At 52.8% G+C, this 10092-nt stretch carries 10 protein-coding genes and 1 pseudogene; 8 read left to right on the forward strand and 3 right to left on the reverse strand.

Translation table 11 applies throughout. The features are described from left to right. The 3 genes from KB557_RS06375 to KB557_RS06385 form a co-directional block, all read left to right on the forward strand. Positions 1-1095 (forward strand): CCA tRNA nucleotidyltransferase (locus KB557_RS06375; RefSeq protein ID WP_255132431.1); only part of this gene is annotated, 1095 nt, incomplete at its 5' end. Positions 1096-1165: 70 nt separating this feature from the next. After that, complete coding sequence (locus tag KB557_RS06380) at positions 1166-1603, forward strand: RNA-binding protein (RefSeq protein WP_255132432.1); 438 nt, start codon at positions 1166-1168, stop codon at positions 1601-1603. Between the two features lie 30 nt (positions 1604-1633). Next, positions 1634-2575: an alpha/beta fold hydrolase gene (locus KB557_RS06385; protein WP_255132433.1), complete on the forward strand. Its 942-nt coding sequence runs from the start codon at positions 1634-1636 to the stop codon at positions 2573-2575. Here the strand turns inward: KB557_RS06385 and KB557_RS06390 are convergent. Together KB557_RS06390 and pds are read right to left on the reverse strand one after the other, a co-directional pair. After that, the gene (locus tag KB557_RS06390; RefSeq protein WP_255132434.1) at positions 2563-3492 is read right to left on the reverse strand and encodes a phytoene synthase; all 930 of its coding nucleotides are present in this window, start codon (positions 3490-3492) and stop codon (positions 2563-2565) included. The two genes, KB557_RS06385 and KB557_RS06390, sit on opposite strands and share 13 nt — an antisense overlap. A gap of 3 nt (positions 3493-3495) precedes the next feature. Next, entirely contained in the window at positions 3496-4863 is a 1368-nt protein-coding gene (pds, locus tag KB557_RS06395; RefSeq protein ID WP_255132435.1) for a 15-cis-phytoene desaturase, read from the reverse strand. Between the two features lie 64 nt (positions 4864-4927). Between pds and ndhM the strand changes: the two genes are divergently transcribed. Both ndhM and KB557_RS06405 read left to right on the forward strand, forming a co-directional pair. Beyond that, positions 4928-5278, forward strand: coding sequence for an NAD(P)H-quinone oxidoreductase subunit M (gene ndhM, locus KB557_RS06400; RefSeq protein ID WP_255132436.1), 351 nt, complete (start codon positions 4928-4930; stop codon positions 5276-5278). After that, complete coding sequence (locus KB557_RS06405) at positions 5279-5911, forward strand: DUF3172 domain-containing protein (RefSeq protein WP_255132437.1); 633 nt, start codon at positions 5279-5281, stop codon at positions 5909-5911. 8 nt (positions 5912-5919) lie between these two features. On the opposite strand, the gene KB557_RS06410 is transcribed toward KB557_RS06405, so the two are convergent. After that, positions 5920-6876, reverse strand: a complete 957-nt coding sequence (locus tag KB557_RS06410) for a LysR family transcriptional regulator (protein ID WP_255132438.1) — start codon at positions 6874-6876, stop codon at positions 5920-5922. Between the two features lie 91 nt (positions 6877-6967). On the opposite strand from KB557_RS06410, the gene KB557_RS06415 reads away from it, so the two are divergent. The 3 genes and pseudogenes from KB557_RS06415 to KB557_RS06425 form a co-directional block, all read left to right on the forward strand. Beyond that, on the forward strand, positions 6968-7669 hold the full coding sequence (locus KB557_RS06415) for an NnrU family protein (protein ID WP_255132440.1): 702 nt from the start codon (positions 6968-6970) through the stop codon (positions 7667-7669). A 39-nt stretch (positions 7670-7708) separates the two neighbouring features. Beyond that, the gene (locus KB557_RS06420; RefSeq protein WP_255132439.1) at positions 7709-9709 is read left to right on the forward strand and encodes an NAD(P)H-quinone oxidoreductase subunit 5; all 2001 of its coding nucleotides are present in this window, start codon (positions 7709-7711) and stop codon (positions 9707-9709) included. A gap of 45 nt (positions 9710-9754) precedes the next feature. Next, positions 9755-10092, forward strand: a pseudogene (locus KB557_RS06425) (NAD(P)H-quinone oxidoreductase subunit 4); the annotation flags it as partial.

Below are 10092 nucleotides of genomic sequence, written 5' to 3' on the forward strand. Positions count from 1 at the left end.
GTGCGCGATGGACTTTTAAATCGATTGGCTCCCCATCCAGACCTTGATCTTGTGGTGCCAGCAGGGGCGATTCCATTAGCTCGCCAGCTAGCGCAAGCCCATGGAGGTGTGGTGGTGGTGCTTGATGCGGAAAGAGATATGGCCCGTGTGGTGCTTGGCCCATACACCGTTGATCTTGCTGCCTGTAGCGGCGCCAACCTTGAAGAAGACCTAGCTCGACGCGATTACCGGATCAATGCCATGGCATTACCACTAGATGGCAATGGCCCCCTGCTTGATCCGCAAGGGGGGTTAGCTGATCTGGCAAAGGGGCTAATTACTGCCATCAGCGAACAAAATTTGCAGGCTGATCCCCTGCGGCTGCTGCGGGGGCCGCGGCTGGCGGCAGAGCTTAATTTTCAGCTGGAATCGGCCAGCTGCAAACTGCTGCAACGCCATGGGGCTTTATTGGGCCAAGTGGCCCCTGAACGGGTGCTGGCGGAACTAGAAAAATTGGCGCGCTGTTCCCATGGCTCAAAGGGCTTAGAGCAGGCCATTGAGCTTGGCTTGCTGCAGCCATGGCTAGAGCCGCTGCAATTTTGCCGTAACCAAAAATTAATAAACCCAAAAAACATAAATCTCGATTCCGCTTGCCCCTTAAGCAGCGAGGAGGCCGCCACAGCCTTACCCCTAGCGCGGCTGGCCCAGTTGTTTAGCGCCCGCAGCTTGGGGCGTTTGAAAGCCAGCAAGAAATTGCAGCAACGCTGCCAGATATTGCGCCACTGGTGGCAAACCATCCTGCAAAATCCAGTGCTGCTTGAGGAGGAACAACTCAGGCTCTGCCTGGATTTAGAGGCAGATTTAGGCGCCTTGGTGCTGCTGATTCCCGGGGCTACAGAGGGCTGGCTGGAGCGATGGCGAAACCCAGAAGACCGCCTATTTCATCCCCGCAGCCCCATCGATGGAGCCCAGTTGCAGCAACAGCTGGGGTTATCACCCGGGCCGGCCATTGGCGCATTGCTGTGGCAACTCACCAAAGCTCGCGCTTTCGGTAAGCCCCACAACCTTGAAGCGGCCAAGCATTTTCTTGATCAACTCCCCCGGCCGCATGATTAACTGCATTGATACGGCCCGAGCTTCCAGCAATTCTGGTTAAAACCAAGGCCCCACGTTTTCTTCTTTTCCCATGAGCATCCGCCTCTACGTTGGCAATCTGCCCCAGTCTTTCGATCAAAAAGAACTGGAGAATATGTTTGCTGCCGTTGGCGCTGGAGTGAGGTTTAAAGCGGTTTTAGATCGCGAAACCGGCGGTTGCCGTGGATTTGGGTTTGTCAATGTGGACGACGCCAAACTCACCGATGAAGTAATTGCCCAGTTCAACGGCCTTGAATATGGCGGCAGCCAAATGAAAGTAGAGGTTTCTGAAAAGAAAGAAAGCCGTGGCAATGAGCGTGGTGGTAATAACGATCGGCGCCCCGGTTCCGCCGGACCCACTCCATCGCGTAAATCTGTGGATAAGGTTGTTCATAGTGACGCTCCCGCCGCTGCTGCCCCAGATCCCCGTTGGGCTGGAGAACTTTCAAAATTGAAAGATCTTTTGGAAAATCAAAAAACAACTGCCTAGAAATAGTTTTTTCAAGCAACCAATTAACTAATGCCTTTAACCCCCTTACGTTTTTGGTTATGGCAAGGGGAAGCTGGCCCTCAGGAAATTGCTTATCGGCAGCAGGGGGATAGCGCTAACGGTGCACCTGTGGTGTTGGTGCATGGCTTTGGCGCTTCTAGTGGCCATTGGCGTTTCAATATTGAGGAATTAAGCAAAAACCGACCTGTTTTTGCTATCGATTTACTTGGTTTTGGTGCCAGCGCAAAACCACGCTCGCAATTGCCTAAAGAAGCAAAAAGCCCTGGGTCGGTGATTTACTGCTTCAACCTATGGGCCAGCTTGCTACGGGATTTCATAAACCAAGTGGTGCAGCCAGTGCCCGGCGCTGAAGTGCACCTGGTGGGCAATTCAATTGGTGCGATGGTGGCCCTTACCACTGCCTGCTTGATGCAAGAGGAAGGGTACGCACCAGCCCAGGTAATCCTGATCGATTGCGCCCAGCGCACCCTCGACGACAAACGCTCAGCCCAGCTGCCCGGTTTAGAAAAACTCAGTCGCCCTTTGATAAAGCAATTAGTAAAACAACGCTGGGTAATTGCACCGTTATTTCGTTTACTAGCCAGGCCCGCTTTTATTCGTAGCGTGCTGTTGCGGGCCTATCCAAGCGGCGCAAATATTGATCAAGAGCTGATCAGCTTGCTGCACCTGCCCAGCTGCGCTCCCGGCGCCACTGAAAGTTTCCGCGGTTTCATAAATCTCTTCAACGACCACCTCGCCCCCGAGCTGCTGGAGGTATTAAATGTGCCGGTGCGTTTGCTTTGGGGCGCAGCAGATCCCTGGGAAGCCCCCCTCGAGGCCGCCCGCTGGCGGGATCAATTCAGTTGCATTAAAGAGCTGCGCTTATTACCTGGCCTCGGCCATTGCCCCCACGATGAAGCACCAGAAATAGTGAATCCAATTTTGCAAGAATGGTTAGCTCAACGGGCTTGAGCTATCACATAGGAAACGGGTAGATCTAGAAATTTCCCCACCCTTGGCACATAAGCCCTGTGGTTAAAAACGTCGTAGTTGAGTTTTTCGATTGCATCAAGAATGCCGCGATACAAGCGCAACGAAGCCCATACAGGCCAACGGGCATCTGCTGCTAACCAGCGCACCCCAGATTCAGAGCGAGCAAACCATTGGCGGGCCCGTTGCAATTGAAAAGCCATCAAGGCATTCCAATTTGCGTTGAGAGTGCCGGCGAGTAGATCAGCTTCTGAATAACCAAAGCGCAGCAGATCTTCCTGAGGTAGATAAATTCGGCCGCGGGCGCGATCCTCTCCCACATCACGCAGGATATTTGTGAGTTGATTAGCGATCCCTAAAGCCACAGCTGCATCACTGGTATTTGGTTTGCTGCTCCAAGGGGCACTGATATAAGCAGGATCAAGGCCCATAACCTCCTGGGTCATTAAGCCAACGGTGCCTGCAACCCGATAGCAGTAGCACTCCAAATCCGCAAAAGTGGCATATCGATGCTGATTAAGGTCCATCCGTTGCCCCTCAATCATTTCAAGGTATGGCTCTAAAGGTTGGGGATAACGCTGGATCACATCCGCCATCACCAGATCAAGGCCATCAAACACAACACCTTTGAACAAACATCTAGTGCGTTCCTCCCAAATGTTTAAACGTTCGCTGAGTTCTTCCACCGGTAATTTTTGGGCTTCCTCGCTATCCATTAATTCATCGGTGCGCCGGCACCACACATAAATGGCCCAGATCGCCCGCCTCTTTGGAGGGGGCATCAAAAGAGTGCCGAGATAAAAAGTTTTAGCCCAGCGTTCAGTTTCTACCCGGCAGCTTTCGTAAGCCTCTTCTAAGGAGGGGAGCACCGCAATAGATCGCACAGGGCAAAAAACCATTTGTTAGCCCGCCACCGCCGCCGCGCAGAGCTTACCGCTCAACACGGCCCCTTCCATCGAAGCGAGGTAGCGCTGCATTGTGTAGTCGCCAGCGAGGTAAAAATTACTAATCGGTGTGGTTTGGCTGGGGCGCAGAGCTTGGCAGCCAGGCACTGTTTTATAAACGGATAAAGGGGTTTTTACAACTTTACTTTTTCGCAACTTAGCTGGCTCAGTGCCACCAAAATGTTGAGGGAATAGGCGCTCTAATTCGCCCAAAGTGGCAGCGATAATTTCGTTATCAGGCTTGCCGATCCAATCATGGGCGGGTGCAAAAACCAATTCGAGCATAGAGCGATCCGGATCTGCATATTCGCGGCAGGTATTACTCATATCGGCATACACACTGAGCAGAGGTGATCTACTAAAAAGCAGATGATCTATATCAGTGAGTTTGCGATCAAACCACAAATGGATGTTAATAACTGGCACTCCCTTCAGCCCCTCAAGGCGGCTAAAAAATGGCATCTCTTGCCAGGATTTAGGCAAAAGTAATTTAAATGGATCTACAGGCAAAGCACTCACGTAGGCATCAGCTTCCGCCACAAAGCCCTCCTTGCCATTGATCCCACCAATCCGAAAACCAGTAACAGCTCCATTCTCGCCGAGCTGGATTTCTCTTAGGGGAGTTTCCAGATGTACTTCACCTCCGCTGGCTTGAATATGTTCAACCATTGGTTGGCAGAGCCGCTCGGGAGGATTTCCATCGAGGAAAGCCATTTTAGACCCATTCTTTTCTTGCAAAAAACGATTTAATGCTGTGAGTAATACGGTGCTGGAAATCTGATCGGGATCAATAAAATTAAGCGCTTTACTCATCGCGATAAATACTTCATCATTAACCCGTTCGGGAATATTATGCAAACGCAACCATTCAGTCCATGAATATTTATCGCACTTCTCAACATATTCTTGACCCCGCAACATTGCAGGAACCAACCCCAAACCAAAGGCAATCTTTTCCGGCCAGGTGAGTAGATCGTTATTGCCAAGAATTGCCGCAACACCATTTAGTGGTGCTGGCAGATCAGGGAAATCAAAGCGGCTGTAGGAACCGGGCACCTCCCGCTGGTTAAAAACCATCGAGTGGCTTTTCCACTGCAGCCGCTCTTCTATGCCAAGTTCAGCAAACAGCTGCAGCATGTTTGGGTAGGCGCCAAAAAAGATGTGTAAACCGGTTTCATACCAATCTCCATCTTCATCTTGCCAAGCAGCTACCTTGCCGCCGAGCACATCGCGGGCTTCATAAACAACCGCTGTATGGCCGGCATCACTGAGGTATTTGGCGCAGGCCAATCCCGCCAACCCGGCCCCGGCAATCGCCACCCTCATCACCACACCTATTTGAATTGAGCGCCCACCATAGAGTTAGAAAACCTTCTGCTGTTTACCGCTGGTGTCTGATACGCCACTTAAGTGCACCACCCGCCATGTGCGCATTTTCGCAGCCACCGTTGGCAGCAACGGCATCCTTACGGCCGCGGCAGATCAACTAACGCTGGATTTAGATCCAGATAGCGAATTTGAATGGGATGAAAGCCCCCTCGCCAAGGTGCAACAGCGATTTGCTGAATTAGTGGATGCCGCTGCCGGAACCCCCATGAACGATTACAACCTGCGGGGAATCGGCTCAGCTTTAGAGGGTTATATCCGTGAGCTACTGCAGGCTGGTGAATTGCGTTACAACTTAAAAAGCAGGGTGCTCAATTACTCCATGGGTTTACCCCGTAGCCCCGAAACTCTCTAAATGGCCCCACGCCGCCCCCCCTCTCCCTACGGCAACAGGAATAACGAGCGCGATAATGAGCGCGCCTACGAACAGGAGCGTTCCCGAGAGCGCAACCGCAATGCACCGCCTCAGCCGGGGCAGGGTTTAGCTGGCTTGAAATTCAATACGGCCACCATCGCCTTGATGGCTGGTGTGATGATTCTTGGCATTGGTATCGGCACCGCTCTAAGTAGCAACACCGCTGGCAACCAAGGCAACATCGCCAGTAGCCAGCAATTGGATATGGCGGTGCCAGATCCTGAATTTTGTAAGCAATGGGGCGCTAGTGCCTTTGTGATGGATGTGGAGACCTACACCACGATGAATCCATCCTCCAGTTTTGTTACCCAGCCCACCTTGCAACCAGGTTGTGTGATCCGCCGCGAGAATTGGTCTGTATTGCAAAAAGAAGGGGCGGTTACCAATGAACAAATGCGGGAATGCAAACAACGCATGAATACTTTTGCCTATATCGGCTCAATTCGCGACAAGCCAGTGGTGCGTTGCGTTTATCAAAATGATTCATCCCAGAACAAGTTCCAAACCAAAGGGGTAGCTGGTGCCGCCGCAGACGACACCGTGGGGATCACTCCAGAAGCAGATCAATTCTGAACTCGGCTTCAGCTTTGATCTGGATTTTGGCGTAAGGGGCTATCTGGGCTGGCAAACACCGGCAGGATCTCTTTTCGGAATGCAGCAGAAGCGCGCGAGCAGTAGCGGGCAGGGTGGGTGATTAAACGCAATTGACGCCGCACACTTAGATCGCTTAATGCCGCCCGATGCAAACCACCGGTGGCCAGCTCCCGTTCAATCGACACCACTGGCAGAAAAGCAGCGCCCAAGCCACTTTGCACCGCATTTTTTATTGCCTCTAACGAATTGAGTTCCATTTCAATTCGTAATCGCTGCACATCAAGCCCGCCCCTGGAAAGCAGCTGATCCACCACCTTGCGGGTGGTGGATTGGGAATCAAGGCAGATAAAAGAAAGCCTGTAGAGATCTTCTTTTTGTAATTCCTGGATGCGGGCCATTGGATGCTTGATCGGCAAAACCAGGGCCAATTCCTCGCTGGCATAGGCCACCACCTGCAGCTGCTCGGCTAGCTCATTTGGCACTTCGCCGCCAATGATTGCGAGATCCACTTGGCCGTTAGCCACACTCCAGCTGGTGCGCCTGGTGCTGTGCACTTGCAATTGCACGGAAACATCTGGATATTTCTGGCGAAATAAACCGATCATGCGGGGCATCAAATAGGTGCCCGTGGTTTGGCTTGCCCCCACCACAAGGGAACCCCCCTTGAGGTTGTGGAGATCATCAAGGGCGCGGCAAGCCTCCTGGCATTGGCTCAAGATGCGCTCGGAATAGGTAAGAAGCAAATGGCCTGCTTCTGTGAGCTGCGCTTTACGGCCGCCGCGATCAAATAACGACACATCGAGTTGCTTCTCCAGGTTTTGGATCTGCAAACTCACCGCTGGCTGAGTTACGTAGAGGCTATCGGCGGCTTTTTTAAAGCTGCCTTCGCTGGCGATGGCCCGCAGGATGCGCAGCTGATCAATAGTGAACGGAAGGTCCGCCATGGTTTGAACTCTAGGGTGCCATTTCCAGCCGTTTTCTTTGGTGGCCCCTTCCACACTGCACCAAAACAGCCTGCATAGCAGCAGCCTCGTGATGTTGGCCTTGCTGCTGGTGTTTGCGCTGCTCCACAGCGGCGGAGCTTCTTTGCGTACGTGGGGGGCCGCCCGCATTGGCGAACGGGCCTGGCGCCTACTGTTTGCCGCCATCAGCATCCCATCAGCGGTGGTTTTGGTGGGTTACTTTCTGGCCCATCGCTACGACGGCCTACGGCTTTGGGATTTCCAAGGGCAGAGCTGGATTGTGCCCTTTGTGTGGGTGGGCACTGCCATCAGTTTTTTCTTTCTTTATCCCGCCACTTACAACCTGCTGGAGATTCCAGCTTTGTTGCAGCCAAAAGTGCGGCTTTATGCCAGCGGCGTTATCCGCATCAGCCGCCATCCCCAAGCGGTGGGGCAGGTGCTTTGGTGCCTCACCCATCTGCTTTGGATCGGCAGCAGTTTCATGGTGGTTACCAGTGCGGGGCTTATCGCCCACCATCTTTTTGCCGTTTGGAATGGCGACAGACGGCTCAGCGCCAGGTTTGGTGATGCGTTTGCTGAATTAAAGGCAAATACCTCGGTGCTGCCATTTCGAGCGGTGCTGGATGGGCGCCAAAAATTAGTACTGGCTGAATTCCTGCGGCCAGCTCAGCTTGGTATCGCAATTGCGATTGGTTTGTTCTGGTTAGCGCACCGTTGGATTGGTTTAGGGGCCACCAGCTTTGCTCGCTCTGGAATTGGCCACTGGCTTCACTAGCGGTGCTGCCTACACTTCACACATTCGCCTGCCGTTCAGATGCCTTCGGCTGCCGAAGTTGCCTGGTTAATCCCCGTTTTGCCATTGGCGGGAGCTGTGCTGGTGGGCCTAGGGCTGATCAGTTTCAACCGCACCGTTAATCGTTTGCGAAAACCGGTGGCGGTATTGCTGCTCAGCAGCGTTGGCGCTTCTGGAGTTTTAAGTTTTGCCGTTTTAGCTGAACAGTTGCGGGGAGCTGCCCCCTATGAAGCTCTGTTCAACTGGGCTAGCGCCGGTGATTTCAACCTGGAGATGGGCTTCAGGGTGGATCCCCTCGGCGCAGTGATGCTCGCTTTGGTAACCACCATCGCCGTTTTGGTGATGATTTATTCCCATGGCTACATGGCTCACGACAAAAGCTATGTACGTTTTTTCACATATCTCGCCTTATTTAGCAGCTCGATGCTGGCGCTAATAATCAGCCCAAACCTGCTGGAGATATATGTTTTTTGGGAATTAGTAGGGATGTGTTCATACCTTTTAGTGGGCTTCTGGTACGACAGAGATGGGGCAGCCCACGCAGCCCAAAAAGCTTTTGTGGTGAATCGGGTTGGAGATTTTGGCCTGTTACTAGGGATTCTTGGTTTGTTTTGGGCTACTGGCAGTTTTGATTTCGAGGGGATCGCCACTGGCTTGAGTGCCGCTATGGCTGATGGCAGGGTGTCTGGCTGGGCTGCAACAGCTCTTTGTTTATTTGTGTTTATGGGCCCGATGGCGAAATCGGCCCAGTTCCCTTTGCATGTGTGGTTGCCTGATGCGATGGAGGGTCCTACCCCTATCTCGGCCTTAATCCATGCCGCAACGATGGTGGCGGCAGGGGTGTTTTTGGTGGCGCGGCTTGAGCCCCTTTACAGCTTGTTTCCAGATGTGCAAACAGTTATTGCTGTTGTGGGCACGATCACATGCTTCCTTGGCGCAACGATTGCCCTTACCCAGATGGATCTCAAAAAGGGTTTGGCTTACAGCACTGTGAGTCAGTTGGGTTACATGATGCTGGCCATGGGTTGCGGTGCACCGATTGCGGGCATGTTTCACCTTGTAACCCACGCCTTTTTTAAGGCGATGTTGTTTCTGGGTTCCGGTTCTGTAATCCATGCGATGGAAGAAGTGGTGGGCCACGAACCGGCGTTAGCTCAAGACATGCGCCTGATGGGGGGCTTAAGACGCACGATGCCGATCACAGCGATCACCTTTTTGATCGGTTGCGTTGCCATTAGTGGTATCCCACCTTTGGCTGGTTTTTGGAGCAAAGACGAAATCCTGGGCCAAGCCTTTAACAGCTATCCCCTGTTGTGGGCAGTGGGTTTATTAACTGCCGGCATGACTGCTTTTTATATGTTTCGGCTCTATTTCCTCACCTTTGAGGGGCCTTTCCGCGGTGGCGATCTGCAGTTGCGCCAAGAACTATTGCTGGCGTCAGGCAAACCAGCTGCTGCTGCTGCCGCTGGCCATCAAAGCAAAACCCATGAATCGGCCTGGCCGATGACCCTGCCTTTGGTGGTGCTGGCGGTGCCTTCCATCCTGATCGGCTTACTTGGCACCCCGTGGCATAGCCGCTTTGCCGCTCTACTTGATCCAAAGGAAGCAGCGGAAATGGCTGCCAACTTCAACTGGCCCGAATTTTTACCCTTAGCTGGAGCTTCTGTAGCAATTTCAGCAACCGGTATCGCTATCGCTGTGTTTGCCTATGCACTACACAAAATTGATCTAGCAACTGTTGTTGCGGCTCGATTCCCTCGCATCAATGCCTTCCTTGCCAATAAGTGGTATTTGGATGCCATCAACGAAAAGCTTTTTGTAAGAGGCAGCCGCAAGCTGGCAAAACAGGTGCTGGAGGTGGATGCCAAGGTGGTGGATGGGGTGGTGAATCTCACTGGTTTGTTAACCCTTGGCAGCGGAGAAGGGCTCAAATATTTCGAAACCGGCCGGGCTCAGTTTTATGCGCTGATTGTTTTTGGTGGTGTTATCGGCCTTGTGGTGATCTTTGGTTCCCTTGGCTAGAGCGCTAAAAAGCGGAGCTCTGTGTGTGTCAAACCCAACCGGTGAATGCCAGGTTGGCACTTAATTTCTACACTCTCTCAAGACGCTGCCAAGGATCTGGACGCCTTTCCCTGGCTAACAACAGCCATTCTTTTGCCGATAACGGCCTCCCTGCTGATCTTTTTCATACCTGATCCAGGCGACGGCAAAGTTGTGCGCTGGTATGCCCTTGGGGTAACGCTCACAACCTTTCTGATCACAGTTGCCGCCTATCTGCGGGGCTACGACCCCGATATCGCTGGCTTACAGCTTTACCAGCGGGTTTCCTGGTTGCCCCAGCTGGGCTTGGGTTGGTCTGTGGGGGCAGACGGCCTTTCGATGCCGCTGATTCTGCTCACCAGCTT

It is taken from the genome of Synechococcus sp. Cruz CV12-2-Slac-r (genome assembly GCF_024346075.1).
Classification (GTDB): Bacteria; Cyanobacteriota; Cyanobacteriia; order PCC-6307; family Cyanobiaceae; genus Synechococcus_D.

Coding starts and splice junctions, on each gene's coding strand:
- KB557_RS06405 (WP_255132437.1), top strand. CDS start 5,279: ATGGCCCCACGCCGCCCCCCCTCTCCCTACGGCAACAGGAATAACGAG.
- KB557_RS06380 (WP_255132432.1), top strand. CDS start 1,166: ATGAGCATCCGCCTCTACGTTGGCAATCTGCCCCAGTCTTTCGATCAA.
- KB557_RS06390 (WP_255132434.1), bottom strand. CDS start 3,492: ATGGTTTTTTGCCCTGTGCGATCTATTGCGGTGCTCCCCTCCTTAGAA.
- KB557_RS06385 (WP_255132433.1), top strand. CDS start 1,634: ATGCCTTTAACCCCCTTACGTTTTTGGTTATGGCAAGGGGAAGCTGGC.
- KB557_RS06415 (WP_255132440.1), top strand. CDS start 6,968: ATGTTGGCCTTGCTGCTGGTGTTTGCGCTGCTCCACAGCGGCGGAGCT.
- pds (WP_255132435.1), bottom strand. CDS start 4,863: ATGAGGGTGGCGATTGCCGGGGCCGGGTTGGCGGGATTGGCCTGCGCC.
- KB557_RS06420 (WP_255132439.1), top strand. CDS start 7,709: ATGCCTTCGGCTGCCGAAGTTGCCTGGTTAATCCCCGTTTTGCCATTG.
- KB557_RS06410 (WP_255132438.1), bottom strand. CDS start 6,876: ATGGCGGACCTTCCGTTCACTATTGATCAGCTGCGCATCCTGCGGGCC.